General features: G+C 58.7%; 11 protein-coding genes. 2 read left to right on the top strand and 9 right to left on the bottom strand.

What is annotated here, in order from left to right:
• The first annotated feature begins 88 nt into the window (after positions 1-88).
• Positions 89-718 carry a DUF1062 domain-containing protein gene (locus GKC70_RS08720; protein WP_342651085.1) on the top strand — a complete coding sequence of 210 codons (630 nt, stop codon included), beginning with the start codon at positions 89-91 and terminating at the stop codon, positions 716-718.
• Between the two features lie 43 nt (positions 719-761).
• Entirely contained in the window at positions 762-1,499 is a 738-nt protein-coding gene (locus GKC70_RS08715) for a thioesterase domain-containing protein (protein WP_342651084.1), read from the top strand.
• Between the two features lie 48 nt (positions 1,500-1,547).
• On the opposite strand, the gene GKC70_RS08710 is transcribed toward GKC70_RS08715, so the two are convergent.
• From GKC70_RS08710 to GKC70_RS08670, 9 genes are all read right to left on the bottom strand, one after another.
• Positions 1,548-2,297 (bottom strand): creatininase family protein, encoded by a 750-nt coding sequence (locus tag GKC70_RS08710; protein ID WP_342651083.1) that lies wholly within the window; start codon positions 2,295-2,297, stop codon positions 1,548-1,550.
• On the bottom strand, positions 2,294-2,617 hold the full coding sequence (locus GKC70_RS08705; RefSeq protein WP_342651082.1) for a hypothetical protein: 324 nt from the start codon (positions 2,615-2,617) through the stop codon (positions 2,294-2,296). Before GKC70_RS08705 ends, GKC70_RS08710 begins: the two co-directional genes overlap by 4 nt.
• 2 nt (positions 2,618-2,619) lie before the next feature.
• Positions 2,620-3,174 (bottom strand): hypothetical protein, encoded by a 555-nt coding sequence (locus tag GKC70_RS08700; RefSeq protein ID WP_342651081.1) that lies wholly within the window; start codon positions 3,172-3,174, stop codon positions 2,620-2,622.
• 29 nt (positions 3,175-3,203) lie between these two features.
• The gene (locus GKC70_RS08695) at positions 3,204-3,713 is read right to left on the bottom strand and encodes a nucleoside 2-deoxyribosyltransferase (protein ID WP_342651080.1); all 510 of its coding nucleotides are present in this window, start codon (positions 3,711-3,713) and stop codon (positions 3,204-3,206) included.
• A gap of 63 nt (positions 3,714-3,776) precedes the next feature.
• On the bottom strand, positions 3,777-5,402 hold the full coding sequence (locus GKC70_RS08690; protein WP_342651079.1) for an aminotransferase class III-fold pyridoxal phosphate-dependent enzyme: 1,626 nt from the start codon (positions 5,400-5,402) through the stop codon (positions 3,777-3,779).
• A 43-nt stretch (positions 5,403-5,445) separates the two neighbouring features.
• Positions 5,446-6,723: a polyketide synthase gene (locus GKC70_RS08685; RefSeq protein ID WP_342651078.1), complete on the bottom strand. Its 1,278-nt coding sequence runs from the start codon at positions 6,721-6,723 to the stop codon at positions 5,446-5,448.
• On the bottom strand, positions 6,720-10,325 hold the full coding sequence (locus tag GKC70_RS08680) for an SDR family NAD(P)-dependent oxidoreductase (protein WP_342651077.1): 3,606 nt from the start codon (positions 10,323-10,325) through the stop codon (positions 6,720-6,722). The genes GKC70_RS08685 and GKC70_RS08680 overlap by 4 nt, the downstream gene beginning before the upstream one ends.
• Positions 10,318-13,569 (bottom strand): amino acid adenylation domain-containing protein, encoded by a 3,252-nt coding sequence (locus GKC70_RS08675; RefSeq protein ID WP_342651076.1) that lies wholly within the window; start codon positions 13,567-13,569, stop codon positions 10,318-10,320. Before GKC70_RS08675 ends, GKC70_RS08680 begins: the two co-directional genes overlap by 8 nt.
• A 36-nt stretch (positions 13,570-13,605) precedes the next feature.
• Positions 13,606-18,600: an SDR family NAD(P)-dependent oxidoreductase gene (locus GKC70_RS08670; RefSeq protein ID WP_342651075.1), complete on the bottom strand. Its 4,995-nt coding sequence runs from the start codon at positions 18,598-18,600 to the stop codon at positions 13,606-13,608.
• Positions 18,601-18,688 lie beyond the last annotated feature (88 nt).

Here is an 18,688-nt window from a genome sequence, read left to right as displayed (position 1 = left end):
TTATTTCTATAATTTATCGTACGCCATCACTTGATTTACCCCATGATTGAGCTTTAATCTGAAACTCACCCTCCAACAGGATCAACCCATGACAAATGGACATGTCACTTGGTTGGTATCGCCTCTCGGCTATCAATCAATCACCAAGCGCTGCCCCTCCTGCGAAGTGAAGAAGCTATTTTTCCCCGCCGGCACATTCCGCGTCAACGCACAAAAGAAGACGCTGGATGTCTGGAACATCTACAAATGTGAAAAATGCGACTACACCTGGAATATAGATATTTTCTCCCGAGTCAAGACGGGCAAGCTTGATCCCGAACTTCACCAGCGCTTCATTCATAACGACTTGGAAGAGGTACGGCGCTATGCCTACGACTACCCCTTACTCAAACGCAATCAAGCAGAACTCGGCCCCCTTCCAGACTACGAAATAAAAGGCCCCTCCCCTTACGCCTTCAATGATTCGCGCATTTTGCATATCACCATTGAGTTTGAGCAGGCCATCGCGGTACGTTTCATCAGCCTCCTGACTCGCAAACTTTGCCTTAATCGACGTCAGGTCGTGCAATTGATCGAGCAGCGCGCACTGTTGGATGTAACAGTTCTCGAAATCAACCGTAAGCTCAAAGGACGACGGAGCCTACGCCTCGACCTGCAGCGGCTGCATGCGCTTGACATTCCACTGACGACTTCATCGGCCCCAGCCGTAACGATTTAAGAAAAACTTCGGAAGTCCACCTGCGTATGATGAGGTTCAGACAATGCTGTTTTCCAAGCCCCCAGACCCCGACAAGCTCAACATACTGTGTTTCCCTTATGCTGGCGGCAACGCCGACTATTATAATCGCTGGAGCACTCAATTAGACGAATCTATATGCCTCCACCCCGTGCATCTTCCCGGGCGGGGGAAATATATTCAACGGCCTTTGATCAGCAGCATGGAATTGCTCATTACATTATTGATCGATGAGCTAGATACCTTCCGAGATTGTCGCGTGGGGTTTCTTGGAACCAGCATGGGCGGTTGGATCGCTTTTCAACTCGCGCAGCAACTCAACACGTCGTGCCATCCTGTCCAGCCCGAATGCCTAATCATTTGCTCCGCTGCCCACCCTGACTACAGAAGCCATCTTCCTGACCTATCAGGCTTGGACACCCAGCACGCAGTTAATCGACTAGGGACGTTCAACCCTGCCTGTTTGAATGTTCTGAGCAACCCAGAACTCGCGGAAATCTATTTGCCGATTCTTCAAGCCGATCTGTTACTTTGCCGGCACTGGCAGTTCCAAGCGCAGCCTGTGCTGAACTGCCCACTTTGGGCTTACCACGGGACGTCAGACCTCATTGTGCAGCACGATATGATGCCAGCATGGGCCAGCTTGACCTCAGCGAGTTTCAAACTCGATACGGTCGAGGGGATCATTTTTTTACAGAAAGGGCCCCGGACGGATTTTTCCAACTCCTGCACAAGCGTATCGCCTCATTACAGCAAACGCTGATGACCCACTGAAATCACGCCGATCACCTGATCGGCGTGATCTGCTTCGTTACTCCAACGCATCCAACACCAGTGTGCGTATCTCCTCTCGGACGTGATTGAACAATAACCCACCAATATTTGCACTTGCGCTAGACGTCATGGTCAGCACACCTTGATTGCTGGCATCATCGCGCAACGGCAACTGGTAGACTCCGGCACGAGGCGGCCGATCGTGATCAGGCCGTAAGTCACGCACCAATTCAGGGTGCAGATGAAGCATCAAACTGGTTTCGGTGACCCCCGCGTGCTCAGCGTGCCAGCCAGGAAAGGCTGGCAGATGTGTTTCAACCCATGAGGCTTTGACCAAACTCCACCAACTGAAGGCAAGTACCGAGCGCGTCCCCAGCAATCCACTCTGACGGACTTGATCAAGCGCTTCAAAAAGAAAACTCTCATTTTCATAATGGCCGTTGACTAACACCAACTGTCGAAACGGCAAGACGGCCAAACTGCGCAGCGTCTGCTCCACCAAACCGATGAACGTGCCGCCCTCGACGAAGACCGTACCGGGAAACTGTAATCCCCCACCGCTCTGCGGCAAGGACCGTACAGAGACGGGCAGCGTGGGCAACATGAAGCCGTGGATGTCGAGACTCAACGCGTGCGCAAACGCTTGAGGGATCAGGGTATCTACATGTAGCGGTAAGTGCGGGCCATGCTGTTCGATACCCCCGATAGCCCATATGAGCACTCGATCTCTTACCGCTTCAACAACCTCTGTGCTGGTCAGCTCGCAAAAGTGAAGAGGTTGATTCATGCGGTGATCTCTTTGTCGAAGGTTTGACAGCGCTCTGCATAGTCGGCGCGGATAGATTGCAGGGTGCCGAACATATTCTCGTGCAGCGCAGAATACACTTGGACAGTTTGCGCCCCGATTCGCAGATACTCATGCACGTCGCGGCCGCTGCTCACGCCGCCGCACCCCATGATCGGCAGATCGAATCCCTGCTGTCGAAGATCATGAATGGCGGCGAGCACTAGCGGTTTGATACCAGGTCCTGAATAGCCGCATACACCTCCTAACACTGCACGCTCCCCCCTCTCATCGAAAGCCAGGCCACTGAGAGAGTCACTCAAAGTCAGCGCCTGAGCCCCCCTCGCTCAGCACTGCGCGCCCGTTCGAGCAGTTGCGCCCCCAGACTGAGCTTGACCGCGAACGGCGAAGCGGTTTGTTCGCGGACCGCTTGAGCGTAGTCTTCAACTCGTTCAGGAGTGTCATGCTCGACATCATCGGCATGCAGACAAGAGATACCCAATTCCAGAGGGCAATCGCTGACCTCCGCCACTTGGGCTGCCAACTCGCCGAGTGCCTGCGGTGTCCTGGCATGAATCGACGCTATTATTGGCAACCCTTCACGCTTGAACTCGCTCAACAACACCAGCCATTCGCTCACCGGGCGCTTGGAGTAGGTCGTGTTATTGAGCAGCCCTGTCTGGATCGAGTAGATACGTTCTGCATGTGTTTTGCGGCACGCTGGGAAGATAGTTTTGGTGACGACGGCCGCAGCGCCATGGACAATCAACTGGCGGATGTTGCGCGGTTGATCGGACAGTAGTCCAGAACCGACGATCACCGGAGATTTCAGGCGCAGGCCCAGTATTTCAAAACTGTCTCCAGCCTTTTGAGTACTCATCGCAGCCTCCTTGCGTTGGTGGCCGCTCATCACGCCGGCTCCAAGAGGGCGCGCTCGCCGAGGAGAGCGGTAAAGATCTCCGCAAGTTGCCATGGGTTGGCCCTCAGTTCGTGAATGTCGAGCTTGGCGACCTGGCAGACATGCTCAAGTCCTTTGAGCAAGTGACTGGCGTTGGCCACAATCGGCAACTCCGTGACCAATAGAATTGGCCGTCGCAGTGCGCAGGCCCAACCCAGCTCGATATGAGTACCATCAGTTCGAAGCAGGTTCTGATCCGGCAGCACGGGGAGAACAGGCATGAAGATGTCGCACTCCTGCATCCAGGCGAAATCGCGTTTGGACACCATCTCCGGTGTGAACGCGGGAGTATCGAGCCCAAACCGCTCCACCGCGTGCGCAGAAAGAACCTGACCGTTCATCTGCCTGACGACATCCGCCGCCTGCTCGATGGTGTGTCTCAGCAACTCATGGAAGCCATCGTCTCGGATAGCAAATTGAATGGGGCCACCGATGAAAATCTTCAAATCGCGCAATGGCATGACAACACTCCTTGTTGAATGGTTTTGGAAAAGACGGCCCCAGAGGTATTGGGGCGATTAGGCTCAGATCAGCGCGTTGCTACGTAACTCTTCCAGGCTGTCGACGAACGCGTGATAGACCAGATCGAGATCTTCGTCATGGTGCGCCGTACTGATGAACCAGCAACGCCACTCCCAGATGTACACCCCTCGCAACAGCAAGTTGTAATACAGCAGATCCATATTCTCGCGATGCACCAAGCGCATGAAGGACGCGAAGCTGCGTGCTTCGATGGCCACACCATAATCGGCGAACAGTGCGTTCAGGCGCTGGGCGAAGCGTTTGGTACGAGCGGTGAGGTCTTCGGTGAATGCCGCTCCGAGCTGCTTGATATGCTGCAGCGAGGCAAGCGCGGTCGCCATCGCCAATGGATGCTGGAAGAAGGTCCCACCAAAGAATGTGGGCTCTACGGCAGGAAAGCTGGTATCACCGTAACTCCATGGCCCCCCATCGATCGCATCCAGCGTGTCTCCACGGCCAGCCACAACGCCTAATGGCATGCCGCCGCCAATGGTTTTGCCATACGTGACGATATCGGCCTGAATATCGAAAAGCCCTTGCACACCTGCAGGATGAGCACGAAAACCTGTAACGATCTCATCGAAGATCAACAGTGCGCCTGCGGCGGTGCAAACCTCGCGTAAAGCCCGCAGATAATTAGGATCAACCAACCCTGGATCTCGCGTAGGCACCGGCTCGATCAGCACTGCTGCAATACGCTCACCTTGCTCGGTGATGAAATCAAGAGCAGCTCTGGACGCAAAATCGAAGACGGAAACATCCGTCACCATACCTTGGGGAATGCCCACGGAAACTGGACTGCTGACACCCCGCTGTCCACCACTGGCCAGTACCGCATCCCAATGACCGTGATAGCTGCTGGAAAAGAGCACGACATGATTACGGCGTGTCGCCGCTCGAGCTGCGCGTACAGCGTTCATGATCGCCTCGGTGCCGCTGTTGACGAAGGCGACACGATGCATGCCGGTAAGCTCGCAGATCAATCTGGCAACGTCGAGCGCTGCCGCATTGCGCGTCCCCAACCCATAGGAAAGCTCGAGCTGATCATGCAGCGCCTGATCGATGAATGCCGGAGAATGGCCGAACAAGTGGGTGCCAAACCCCATGGTCATATCGACGTACTCATTGCCGTCTAGATCACGAACTCTGGCGCCTTTGAATTCGTTACAGACCAACGGGTACAGCATCTCTTTGGTCGAGCCCTTGAAGCCGATTCCAGACCGACTATCCGCGATGCACTCTCGCACTTGCTCGGCATGGATCTTGGACTGGCGAGTGCGTGCTACGTAACGTGGCACCAGCGCGTCGAGATAGCGCTGACGCGCCTGAGATTCTACCGCGTCCGCACTGCGGCGCATCCACGCAAATCCTTTGCCGGGACGGTCTACAGCCTGCGCCTGGAGATACTCATGCAACTGGCGGATGGTCTGAAGTTCGGCAAAAAACTGCCTGACCGACAACTTGACTCCGAAGCCCTGCTCAATGGGTGCCAGCACTTCGAACAATTGCAAAGAGTCGGCGCCCATTTCAGTCAACGGTGCATCGATATCTAGCGCTTCGGCCGAGACGCCAAACGCCTCCGCAAAAATCGCAACCAGCAGATCTTCTTTATTTGGCATGCTTTGCATGATCGACTCTCTCCTTGAGTGACAAAAACGATGCTGTCGACGACTAGACGCAACTGGGTACGGCAGGCGGTCCACTGACGATGACGTGGACGTTGGTACCGCCGATGCCGAACGAGCTGACGCCTGCCAGCCGCTGTGGTGCAGGCTTTGACCACGGTCTGCTGGTACCCGAGACATCGAAGGGTGATAGGGGATCGAGAAGCGCTTCACAGGGCTGCTCGCAGTGGGTGGTTCCAGGCAGAATGCCCATACGTACGGCCTGTACGGTTTTAATCAGCCCGCAAATACCGGAAGCGCAATCGGTGTGGCCGAGATTCGCCTTCAACGCCCCAAGCACGCAATTGCGTGGGGCAACGCCAGCGAAGACTCTGGATAGAGCTCTGAGCTCCACCGCATCACCGACCTGCGTTCCAGTACCATGGGCTTCGAGCAACCCGATCTGCTCGGCTGCGACCCCAGCCTGTCGTAGAGCCGCATTAATGACGGCCTCCTGTGCCTTGACGTTAGGCGCTGTATAACCGGCCTTATCCAGGCCGTCGTTGTTCACCGCTGAGCCCTTTATTACCGCTAAGATAGGATTGCCATCACGTATCGCATCGCTAACACGCCGTAACCCCACGAACGCTGCCGCGTCAGCGAATACGGTGCCGTCCGCCCGCTGATCGAAAGGTCGGACCTTGCCTGACCTAGACAGAATCCCTCCTTCATTGAACATGTAGCCTACGTGAGCGGGATAACGGACGCAGACCCCGCCAGCCAATGCCATGTCGCATTCGCCCAAACGCAGACTGTTACAGGCCAGGTGGACGGCCAGTAGCGACCCTGAGCAGAAATTGGCGATGTTGACCGCAGGCCCCTTGCAATCCAGCTTGTACGCCACCCGAGTGGCCATGGCGTCACTGCTGCGTCCGCCCAGTGTCAGCATGGTGTCGGAGGCACTTCGATCCTGGGTTGGCTGTTGATCGTGCCACGTGTCCGCTCGCGTTCCGACGAAAACGCCGCAAGCGTCGAGCTCGGCGCCGCTGTCGTAACCTGCTTGCTTCATCGCCTCTTCGCAGAGGGTCAGACACAGCCTCTGCTGAGGGTCCATACGTGACGCCTCTCGCGGGGTATAGCGAAAGAGTGCATGGTCGAAATGCTCAGCGTTGCGTAGAAACCCACCTTTGGCTACCCAGCCCTCAGGTCCACCGTCAGCATAGTGTTCGAGCAGTTCCTGCCGTTCTGTGATCGCTCGCCAAAGCGCGTCGCAGTTCTCGGCCCCAGGAAACTGCCCGACCATGCTGATCACGGCAATATCATCGGCATGCGTGATTGCGCTCATTGCTTAACTCCCTGTTCCTGTATTGCAGCGACTTGTCGCGCAAATGCCTGCGCACTGGAATATTCGAAAAGGTCAACCATTGCCAAGCCGACACCGAACCGGGCGTTGGCACGGCGAACCAACTCGGCGCCCACCAAGGAGTCGCCGCCCAGATCGAAGAAGTTATCCGTGTCCTGCACAGGACAATGCAGCACTTCCCGCCACAGTTGGAGCATGGCTTCAAGGCTGCACGTGGAAGACGTTTCCACATCCTGATGACTGACGGGAGCCGCCAGGCGCTGCGCCAGCAGCCTGTCGGAAACGATGAAGCGGGAAAAACGCTGAACACTGGAGAATATGGAATCAAGCGCTGCATCTACCTCAGCGGCGCCCAGACCCTCTCCACGTTGCGCGCCATAGCGCAGATCCCCGCTGTGTACCCAACCCTGCCAACCTTCCCAGTCGATACTGAAGTACGGTGCATTGCTTCGGCTACGACCGCTCCACCAGGCGCATGCCTCGTTGGCAGCCGCGTATGGCCCCAAACCCAACCCGCCTGCCAGTACTGCCAATGAAGACACAAAGCAGCCGAAGCGCAATGGCGTCTGCGCAAACCATTCATCGAGCCACCGCGCCCCCAGCCATTTAGGAGCCATCAGCCTCTGCCACTGTTCGGGCTCCGAGCGCATCAGCCATTGTTGGGTTGCATCACCCGAGGCTCCGGCGGCATGGATGAAGGCATCAATCTGCAGACCATCACGTCTTAGTTGTTCGAGCACCCCGTGCAGTTGTTCGCGGTCACAGACATCGGCCTCAACTACAGTCACGCGTACCCCAGTCGCGCGCAGAGTCTGCAGTCGCTGTTCACGTAGGGTCGCTCGCTGAGGATCGTCGCTCGCTCGTTGCAGCACGATCAGATCGCATCCCTGGCGGCGCGCCACGTAGTGAGCCATGCCGAAGCCCACGGTACCTAGACCTCCCGTTACCAGACACAGGCTTGCCGGTCTGGGGCCACTGGTACTCACCGACACCGGTAGCGGGTCATGCTGACGGATCCAGACACTGCCAGCACGCACAGCGCACAAAGCGGGCAACGCATCCAGACGCTGCAGGACCGGCGTCAGCACCTGGCATGCCACCTCCAGGCTGTCTGTGGGCACCATCAGGTCGATGACTTTGATGGAGATACTAGGGTGCTCATGACCGAGCGCGGCAATGCATGCCAGTGCTGCGCTCGGTCCCGGATCCACGTTGCCGGCTCCCCATGGATCAACGAAGCCGCTACCGAGAAGAATCAGCTCCATTTTCGGTCGTTTACGATGCACACAGGCTTTGACCTGCGAACACAACCACCAGGCAAAGTCCGGGCCGTCGGATGAGGTGGGCCACTCATCGAGCAACCAGACAACCGTGTCGGCAGCGTGCTCATCCGCCCCGGCACCCTTGTGGCCCAGCCGATGCAACTGGTCAATCAACGCCTCGCGCAGCGGTGGCTGTGCATGCAGCGCGTAGGGCGTGGAATTCGGCGTGGTGCTGACCCCATGCAACAGCCCCAATCGCTGCCAGTGCTCAACGTAGATGTGTGCCCGCTCGCCCGAACTCGGCGTGGCGTCAGTCGATGACTCCTGCTGTGGCTCATACCAGCAGCGCACCGGCCTCAGGGGTGCCAGTGGCAGATGGCAGTGACCTAGGGTTCTGGCCGTGCGAAGACATGACCAGTCGACCTCTGCGCCTCGCTCCCACAACGTCGCCAACCAAGCCCTCAACGTCTGAGCATGAAGGTCCAAGACAGACGAACCATTTCCTGATGGCTGCGTCCAGAACGCTGTTTCACCCGCCGAGGCGGACTGTGGAAGGGGCGTGCTGACAAACTCCAAGGCCTGGCGCGGCAATAGTCTGTGCAACCATTGCCGCGACGCGTTCGCCTCTAGCGCAGCGCCCTCGATTGACGCGCCTGGCGCACTGGCTCCAGCGCTCATAGCGTCGCGATACGCCCTGTAGGCTGGCTCCTGCTCGAGCGCTTGGTAAAGGGCTTCGTCGAGGTGCACTATGATGACGCCTTGATCCGGCTGCTTTGGCAAGACTCGGTATGCCTTCGAACCTAGCTGATCGGCCAAGTCGGCAATGTTCTGCACATACAGGGAAGCGCGCCAATCCAATGCGGTGCGCCCTTCACTCAGGGTTTTGGCAATCTGCTCAAGCTCCGGCAATGCGGGCTCTTGAAGTCGCTTGTGCAACGCGTCGGCCAACCAGTGCACATCGTGCTCATCTCGACCGCTCAGCACGATAGCCTGAGGTTGCCTAGGGCTGACCGCGATCTGGGCCACGCGGGCAGGTGCCTGCTCCAGTATTACGTGTACATTGCTGCCACCGGCCCCAAAAGCACTGACACCCGCACGCCGCGTGCAGCCGTTTGCCCAAGGTCGAGCCTGAGTATTGATAACGAAGGGGCTCGACTCCAGAGCGCATGCCGGATTGGCTCGCGAGAAGGTCGGATGCGGCGGGATGCAGTCATGCCTGAGCGCGAGCACCGCTCTCAATAGACCAGCCACGCCTGCGGCTGCCGCCAGATGCCCCAGATTCGCCTTGACCGAACCCAGCGCGCAGAACCCACGTCGATCCGTGGTCTCGGCAAAGGCTCGACAGAGGGCATCGAACTCGATGGGATCACCCAGGCGTGTTCCGGTGCCATGAGCCTCTATCATGCCTATCTCATCCGCAGCCACCTGAGCCAGGACCTGCGCCTGACGTATCAATCGAGATTGGCCATCGACGCCAGGGGCGGTGAAACCGGCGCGCGCTGCGCCATCGTTGTTGACCGCACTTGCGCTGATCACCGCCAGGATTTCGTCCCCCGCGACCAGCGCGTCCTGCAGGGGTCGCAACGCCACCAATGCCGCACCATCAGCGAAAAATGTGCCACTGGACTGTGCATCGAAGGGTCTGCAACTACCATCTTTGGAGAACATCAGGTCAGGCTGATAGAGGTAACCAGGCTGTGTCTGCGCGTGATAAGAGACGCCGCCTGCCAATGCGATTTCGCACTCCCCCAGCAACAGGCTGTTGATCGCTAGATGCACCGCGCTGAGCGATGAAGAACAGCCTGTTTGTACAGACATGCAGGGACCTTCAAACCCCAGCTTGTAGGCCACCCGAGCACACATGTAGTCCTTGTCATTGGCCAGCATGCGCTCAGTACCCTGCGCCGTGCTCAGATCCGCGTGGCCACCGATTACATTAGTCAGATAGGTGTTCATCGAGGCACCGGCGAATAATCCGATGCAGGGTCTGCCCAACTGATTGCCAAGCCCGCTGGTCTGAATGAGCTCCCAAGCGCAATCCAGCAACAGACGATGCTGTGGGTCGAGCAGTTGTGCCTCTCTGATGCTGATACCGTAAAGCGCGGCATCGAACAGATCGGCTCCGGCCATCCGCCCATCCACCGGCACGAAACGCGGATCGTTGATGAGCGCTTCACTGACCCCCATCTCACGCAACTGCGCCGTGTCATAACGGGTCGAGCAGACCTTGGCCTCAAGCAGATTCCGCCACAGCGCGTGGGGGTCACAGGCCGCGGGCAGACGGCAACTTATGCCGATCACTGCAATAGCGTGTTCATTCATTCTCAGCGCCTCGTTGCAAGGACCGTCCGGCCTGGCGGTCACGCAGCACGTTCTCACGCCTGCTTCGATGGCCAGTCATCGGCGCAATTTCGGGTTTGCCATGACGCTGCAGTTCGTCTGCCAGCATCCTGCCCGTGACCAATCTGAACAGATCTGACGGACGTAGATGGCGGGCCTCTGGCCATGCCTCGAGCTGCGCATGGATCTGCAGTAGGGTCATGGAGTTGCCTCCAAGATCGAAGTACGGTGTATCCAGATCCACGGGGTCGCGTTCGAATATGTCGCACAAGATGCGCTGCACCCGCTGGTGCCAGGAGCTGGGCTCCTGCGCAACCACAGTAGCAACCGCAGACAACTGTTCGACAAGCGCCGCAAGTGCCTTGCGGTCGAGTTTGGCGTGGCGATTGTGAGGCAGGCCCGGCACGCTCAACAGCCGGGTGGGCAGCATGTACGTTGGCAAGCGTTGGCGCAGATGGGCGCGCAGCGCTCGATCGTTCAAAGGCGTGGCACCACGGCGCCATTGCACCAGGGCAGTCAGCCGCGACTGCCCGGCCACGTCCTCGATAAGTGCGCCCGCCTGCTGGACTTCATCAATGCCCTCAAGACACCGTTCTATCTCTGCGAGCTCGATCCGATGTCCATTGAACTTGACTTGCTCATCCATTCGCCCTATGAAACAAAGGCGGTGTCCATCCCAATAACCCAGATCGCCTGTCCGATACGCGACTCCTCCGGCCCGATAAGGGTCTTGAATGAAGCGCTCACGATTCGACTGATCCAGTCCTATGTAGCCAAGCGAAACGCCTGCCCCGCCTATGACGATTTCCGCAACGCTTCCCGGTTGTGCAGCCGTGGTGCCATCAAGCAGGTATAGACTGGCCAGTCCCAGAGGCCGACCGATCGGGACGATGGTTTCCGCGGCAACCGATGCGTCAACTGGCTGAATAGTGGCGAATACGGTCGTTTCCGCCGGACCGTAAAGATTCCATAGCCGCCATTCGTTACTCAAAAAATCGCGCGCGACCGCCCCTGGCAGTGCCTCGCCGCAGACCACCCAATGCCTGGCATGCCCTAGCGGCGGACGTACTCTGGCCACAGGTGCCAATTGGCGTAAGCCAGAGGGGGTTTGCGTAATGACGCTCACCTTCTCGTCTTCGAGCAACTTGAACAACTGTTCCGGATTGGACCGAATCGATTGTGGTACCACCACCAGGCAGCCTGCCGAACAGAGCGCGCCCCAGATTTCCCAGATCGACAAGTCGAAACTGGCGGCATGCATCCAAGTCCACACGTGACCGGCCGGCAGATCAAGCTCGAGATACATCGACTCCAACAGCGCAACGACGTTGCAGTGGCGAACGTCGATACCTTTGGGCACGCCAGTGGACCCAGAAGTGAACACACTGTATGCGCGCCCCTGGCAAGAGCTGAAGTCAAACAGTGCGAGTGGCTGGGAGCTTGTCGAACTGCGGTGGCAGCTCATATCACACCAGCGTGCGACATTTAGTTGCGCCGGCATGGCACAATCGGCCACAACCGTGCCGATCTCGGCCTGTTCTAGAATGCGCGTCATTCGCTCCATGGGTATAGCTGGGTCCAGAGGCACATACGATGCGCCGACTCGCATGATCGCGAGCATGGCGATGATCGCGTCGACCCCTGAATTCAGATAGATACCAATACGCGCGCCTTGTAGAGGCCCTCCTTCCAACAGCTCCAGCGCAAGCGCAACACTCAGACGCTGAACACTCTGATAATCGAGGGTTTCATCGCCGTGACGTAACGCGGGCGCGTCGCTGAATCGAGCGCACTGATCATCGAACCAACCGATTAGCGACCAGTCCCGGGCAGCTTCACGTGGGCCAGAGTTCAACGGACCAGGAATGCGATTGATGTCGGTAGACGACGCCAGCGGCACCGACGCGTTGTCCTGCCGGGCTTGGTTCAATAACTCATCGACACACTGCAGCCAGTGCTCGGCGAACCTGGTCATACCGGTGCGGGAAAAACTTCGCGGATCACATTTCACGACCATGCGCAGGCATTCGACGGCATCGACGAACTCGAGCGCGATGTCGACCTGGCCTTGTTGCTGCAACAACGGCCAAGACCCGATATCCATGCCCGCCCACTGCTCGCGCGCATCAGCATCAGCCATCTGCAACGCTAACCAACGTGACTGATGCACATGCCCCAGCATGTTCACCGTGGTCTGGAACAGGGGATTGCGCCCAAGTGGGCGAGTAATGCCAAGCGTATCCAGAGCCTCAGACAGGTCGAACATACGGTGTTCCAACGCCTGATGAAGATCCGTTCGTGCGTCCTTTATCCGCTCCTGCAGTGCGCACGACGATTTCACGCGCAGCGGCAAGACATTGAACAGGCTGCCTAAGGTGTGTGCGTAGCGGTCGTCGCGCATGGACATAGGCATTCCAACCATGACTTCGTCCTGGCCGGTGGCTCGGGAAACCGCCAATGCCCAGCTGACCAGCACCAGGGTATACAGCGAAGCCTGGGTCTGCTTGGCCAACGCCCTGAGTGCCTGAAGGCGCACACCCTCGACCGTCAAGCAATGACTGGCACCTTCGTCCGACGCCGTTCTCCAACGCTCCGACCAGCGCAGCGGCTCCGGCGCCGAGGCTAGGTAGCGATGCCAGTAGGCTTGATGCTGCCCCCCGGCACCCAACGCGCCAGTCACCACCTCGCGCCGATAGTGCGAGAACGGTGCACTGCGTGGGCGCCAGATCGCGCCGTCGCCCATGACCTCGTCCAGGTACAGCGACTCCAACTCGTCAAGCATCAAACCCAGCGACGTAAAGTCCGCAATGATGTGGTGCGCCGCGAGAACCACCACACAGGTGTCGTCTGGCCGGATAAAGCAACCGAGGCGAACAATCGGCCCTTCGATCACATCGAAAGGGCGGTCGAACCACTGTTGAACCAGAGCCTGATTCGCACGCTCATCGAGCGTGGTGGTATTGACCAGATCCACCATAGCGCGGGCCTGCGTATCGCACATAGGGCTGGCTCGGGCATCAGGTCCCGGATAGCGAGTGCTCAGAATCGGATGCGCACTCAGTAGTCGTTCCCAAGCGAACTGCAGCGCTTCGGGCTGCAGCCGCCCGAACATCGTGAACGCCAGGCCAATGGTGTACCGGATATCCTGCGGATCCAGCGTCGCGATCAGCCATTGCGCCTGTTCTTGAGGCGTGGCGTGTCCAGAAGTATTCAGCGATTCGTGCATCAATGTCACCCACTTCCATGTCCAGGGATACTTGGATCAAGCGCTTGCTAGCAACTTGTCGACCACTTCATCGACCGCGCGACTGTCGAAGAAAGCCGTGATGGGCAGCGATCTGCCTGTTCGCTGCCGCAGGCGCTGAACGATCGCCACAGAGCCCAGCGAATCCATACCCAAGTCGGCCAGATCGGTTTGCGGACCGACCTCGATACTGCGGCTCACTGATGCCAGTTCATCTAGGACCAGTTGTGTCAGTGCTTTGCGGACAGTCTCGTCATCACCTGTCAGCGCGACCTGCTCACTCATGATCGCTTGTTGCGCAGAGCCACTCGGTCGGGCCAGCCCGCTCAGACGCTGTAATGCTCCAGGCGCCAGGCTGGCGACGATCTCAACATCGCCGGATGCGTCATCACTGCCGTCCATCAACCACTCCAGCATCTGCGCCTGGCTCATCAAGCCGAGGCCGGCAGCCTCCAGACGTCGTTGCTGGTCCCTCTCCAGGCGGGCTGTCATGCCGGCGGCCCATGGACCCCAGGCGATCACGCGCCTACAGCGTACCGAGCTGGCACGCACCCTCATCAACACTTCAGCGCAGGCATTGGCGGCCGCATAAGCGCTTTGCCCAGGCAAACCGATATGAGCCGATAGCGAAGAGCACATCACGAACCAATTCAGCGCGCAGTGCTGCGTTGCTTGCAGCAGATTCAGTGTGGCGCTGAGCTTGGGCCGTAGCACTGACTCGATGCTCTCGGTCTGCAAGCGAGGTAGCAAGGCGTCCTGCACAACCCCCGCCAAATGAACGATGCCCTGCAATGGCTGGCCTTTTCGCGTCAGCTGGCGCAACAGCGCATCGACATCGGTCTGATTGCCAACGTCACCTTGGAACAAGTGGACCTGAGCGCCCTGGGCTTTGAGTTTTTCAACGCACTCAAGCACGATTTCATCAGGGCGACTACGGCCCATCACACTGATATGCCGTGCACCTAGCTCGAACAGCTTCTGCATCACAGCCGTTCCGTTCTCGCTGAATCCTCCGGTGATCAGATAGCGGCCCGAAGGATTAATGGCCAGGGCGTCGCCAGGCTGCGTCCGGGTAGGCTGAACGTACTGTTCATAGAGCTTGCCTTGATCGATTCGAAGCACCCTGCAAAGTGCGGCCGACTCAAGCACAGGAACAAGCAAGTCCACTGTCTCAGAGGCCAAGGGCCACTGGACAGGCAGCTCGACGGCCTGGCATGCGATATCAGGATATTCGTTCGCAATGACGCGTAGCATCGACAGGGCTGCAGCCGCCATGAGCGAGCCTTCGACCGACCGCTCATCCGCCGTTCGAGTGACCAGACACAGCCGTGCGCCCTTGACACCCGATTGGTCGATCCGCACACACAGGTCCCGCAGTTGCAGGAGTTTCAGCGCTAGAAGTGCTGGCAGATCGAGTCCCGACGAGACGAGCGTTTCGTCGGTAACGACCCACTGGACGGGAATGCCCTGTGCGACAACGTCATCGGCCAAAGTCTCGCGCGCATTTGGCAAGATAGTGCGTAGATACCGGGCCAACGGTTGCTCACCTACTACGATATGGCTCAGGCGCCCAGAGGAAGGAACGCCCACGTACTCTCGCCAGCCCAGCCGGTAGGCACTGGGCGCCTGGGCAGCGCCGTCAGAGAGCAGCGACTGGCGAGCAGCACGTTTGAGCTGGGCATTGCGTAGCCAGACTACGGCGCGGCCGTCGGCATCGTGCAGCGTGATGTCTCCACGTAAAACCTCGCTCTTTCGGTCGAACTCCAGGGTCGTCATCGCGATGGTCGCTGACATCCGGCCATCCATAGGCCCAACGACGACGAGTTCGTCAATGGCCAGCGGAATGTAGAGTTCCAGCTCCGCACAACGCTGTAGATAGCCTGCGTACAATGCCTGGAAGCAAGAATCCAGCAGACCTGGATCCACCGACAACCCGGCCTCGCGAGCCGAAGCACTGGGTGACTTGAGTGACACCAGAATCTGCTGCTGGGCTGAATCCAGGCGCATTGATTCGATGCGCTGGAACAGCGGCCCTAGCTGCAGTCCGGCATTGTGCACGCGCTCGTAGAAGGCTTGACCACTCAGCTCACATCCCTCATCGCCCGGTATCGCTAGCGATGGATGGTCCAACTCGTATGGCGCGATGGTCTGCAGCAGACTGGCTGAAAGCAGGCGTTGCCCATGATCGGTATGGGCCTGCACGCTGACGTGATAGTTGCCCGGATGTTCTTCCTGCCGCCACTGGAAATCGACCTGGCAGGCCTGCCCGGGCTTGAGCAACAGCGGCTGCATGAAACGGATATCCGACAAGCGCACAGCGGACATGCTGCGTTTTTGCAGGGCTTGCGTGAGCAACGCGGACAAGTGCATCGCCCCCGGGACCACGATCGTGTCGAATACGCGGTGATCGGCGAGCAGATCCTCGCCACGCCAGTTCACGATGAAGTCCAGCGTTGTGTCCGATTGCGCAGCCATTGAGCCGCAAAGATCGCCAGAAGCAGCTTTCGTGGCGTAGGCAGGCAGTGCAAAACGGGCGTGATGCCACGTGTGAGAACGACGCGCCGCTGGCGTGTTGATCTGCAGATCCAATCCCGCTTCGAATAATCCTGCGCGCAATGTATCGAGTGTTTGCTGCGCGGGTCTGTGGCGATTAAGCACCGGCCAGGCTCTGAGATTGGATACCCGCGAGCCCAAGCAACGCTGGACATGCTGTATCAGCGAGGCGTGTGGACCCAGTTCGATGAACGTGTCGCACCCTTTATCCGCCAGCAAACTCAGTGCCCGATCGAATCGAACAGGGCGCAAGGCATTGCGCACCCAGTATCCAGCCTCGGTCGGCGATGCCTCGTTGTCGTCGAAGTGGCTGGAAGATTGAAATTCGAGCTGCGCCGGGGCGTGCTGTAACGTGCCGAATGCCTGTTCCAGATCCTCCCGCACCGGTTCCAGCAACGCACAATGAAACGCGTAGTGTTGATTGACCGTGATCGGCTCCACGCCCAGCCGTGCGCAACGTTCCTCGAAGCCAGGCAACGCAGCACGAGCTACCGAGAAAATGCTCGCACCCGGGCTGTTGCACGCCGAAACGCTCACCAGCGGATCATCTCCAAGTACTGAGTCGAGGATGTCCTGCTCTGCCAGTACGGCGTGCATACTGCCCAGATCGTGCAATTGCGCCATGCATTTGCCACGAGCCAAGGCTGCCTGAAGCGTTTGCTCACGTGACAGTATGCCGGCACAGCAGGCCGCTGAAAGCTCGCCCACGCTGTGCCCCATCACCGCAGCAGGCTCGAGGCCCCAAGACTTGAGCATGTCGAACAGAGCGAGCTGGATCGCGACGATACACGGTTGTGCCAAGCGGGTTTGCGTCAAGTCGGTCTGGGCACCAGCAGCGATGGCTGGCAACAACGCCCAACCATCGAGCTTTTGGATGATCGCCTGACTCTCTTCGAGGCTGCGCCTGAAATGAGGATCCTGACTCAGCAGATCCTCCACCATGCCTGGCCACTGGCTGCCCTGTCCGGAAAACAGCAAGGCAATCTTCCGAGCTGGGCTGACGCTCTGTGGAGTACTGCTCAGCCAACGATCCATCTCCTTGACGAGAAGGCCGGGCTCGGACGCAGTGAACGCTTTGCGAAATGCACCAGCCGGCACACTGACTGGACACGCTACCGGTTGATCGGTGCCCAGCGTCTGCACGTGCGCACGTGCTGTGCGAACTTCAGCGATCAGCGCCTGCGCAGAGTCAGCGGCCAGGCGATAGACGCTGGTCTTCGGAACGGGCGTTTGAGGCACCGCTCGCAATAGCACCTGAGCATTGGTGCCGGACCAGCCAAATGAACTGACCACACCAAGCAAAGGCTCCCCATCGTGCTCTGGCCACCGCTGGCCATCTCGCGCGAAGCTCACGCAAGGCGATGGCTCGATGTGGGTATTGAGTGTCTTCAGGTTGGCTTGGCCAGGCACATGGCGATGTTCCATGCATAACACTGCTTTGATCAACGAGGCGATACCTGCCGCTGCCTCGCAATGACCGATATTGCCTTTGGCCGACCCAACCAGGCACGGCGCCTCCCTCGGCTCGGTGCTCAAGACGGTGGCCAAGGCGGATATTTCGATCGGATCACCCAGGCGGGTACCGGTGCCGTGTGCCTCCACATAACCCAATTGATTGGCGCGCACCCCAGCCCTGCCCAGCAAGTCGCGCAGCAGCGCCTGCTGCGCAAGACCATTCGGGGCAGTCATACCATTGGTCCGGCCATCCTGGTTCAGTGCCGTTGCTTCGATCACGGCCAGAATCCGGTCATCATCCCGTTGAGCATCGCTCAGCCGCTTGAGCACAACGGCGCCACAACCATCGCTGCGCACAATACCGTCGGCCCGCTCGTCAAAGGGTTTGCAACGGCCATCGGCGGCCATTAGCCCCATTCGCGAAGTCGCGATCGTAAACTCCGGACTCAGCACCAGATTGACGCCGCCGGCAATGGCCTGGTCGCACTCGTTGTTTCGCAAGCTCTGGCATGCTTGATGGACGGCAACCAGCGAGGAAGAACAAGCCGTATCAATTGCCAAAGACGGCCCTTTGAGGTCCAGCAAATACGACACTCGTCCCGCCAGCACACTGTTCGATACGCCCGGACCGCTGAATGCAGTGATCCGCTCGATGTCGCTGAACAAGCGGCGAGCATAGCCATCGTTATAATTCACAACGCCAACGTAAACGCCTGTGCGGCTGCCGCCGATGCTACTGCGCTCACAACCCGCATGGGCCAGTGCCTCACAGGCTACCTCCAGAAAGATCCTCTGCTGCGCATCCATGTGCTCGACCTCGGCGTCGGTTATCCCGAAAAACGCCGCGTCGAACAGGCTTTCATCGATCAGGCCGGCCCACCGCGTACTGATCTTTCCGCAAGCCAGAGGATCCGGGTCGTAGAGATCCGCGTTGCTCCAACGATGGGGAGGAACCTCCTGTATCGCGTCGCCCTGACGGGTAAGCAATGCCCAGTAGGCGTCCAAGGAGTCCGCGCCTGGCAAGCGGCATGCAGCGCCGACTATGGCGATGGGCTCCTCACGCCGCTGGAGAGCCGCTTTCAACTCTCGTACG

The organism is Pseudomonas sp. REB1044 (assembly GCF_038813925.1).
Classification (GTDB): domain Bacteria; phylum Pseudomonadota; class Gammaproteobacteria; order Pseudomonadales; family Pseudomonadaceae; genus Aquipseudomonas; species Aquipseudomonas boreofloridensis.
Note: the sequence above shows the minus strand (reverse complement) of the source record. Positions and strands in the feature narration are given on the sequence as shown.

What these genes read in the sequence shown, in the direction of transcription:
- GKC70_RS08695 (WP_342651080.1), bottom strand. Translation starts at nt 3,713, where the DNA reads ATGCCATTGCGCGATTTGAAGATTTTCATCGGTGGCCCCATTCAATTT.
- GKC70_RS08675 (WP_342651076.1), bottom strand. Translation starts at nt 13,569, where the DNA reads ATGCACGAATCGCTGAATACTTCTGGACACGCCACGCCTCAAGAACAG.
- GKC70_RS08690 (WP_342651079.1), bottom strand. Translation starts at nt 5,402, where the DNA reads ATGCAAAGCATGCCAAATAAAGAAGATCTGCTGGTTGCGATTTTTGCG.
- GKC70_RS08680 (WP_342651077.1), bottom strand. Translation starts at nt 10,325, where the DNA reads ATGAATGAACACGCTATTGCAGTGATCGGCATAAGTTGCCGTCTGCCC.
- GKC70_RS08715 (WP_342651084.1), top strand. Translation starts at nt 762, where the DNA reads ATGCTGTTTTCCAAGCCCCCAGACCCCGACAAGCTCAACATACTGTGT.
- GKC70_RS08685 (WP_342651078.1), bottom strand. Translation starts at nt 6,723, where the DNA reads ATGAGCGCAATCACGCATGCCGATGATATTGCCGTGATCAGCATGGTC.
- GKC70_RS08700 (WP_342651081.1), bottom strand. Translation starts at nt 3,174, where the DNA reads ATGAGTACTCAAAAGGCTGGAGACAGTTTTGAAATACTGGGCCTGCGC.
- GKC70_RS08710 (WP_342651083.1), bottom strand. Translation starts at nt 2,297, where the DNA reads ATGAATCAACCTCTTCACTTTTGCGAGCTGACCAGCACAGAGGTTGTT.
- GKC70_RS08720 (WP_342651085.1), top strand. Translation starts at nt 89, where the DNA reads ATGACAAATGGACATGTCACTTGGTTGGTATCGCCTCTCGGCTATCAA.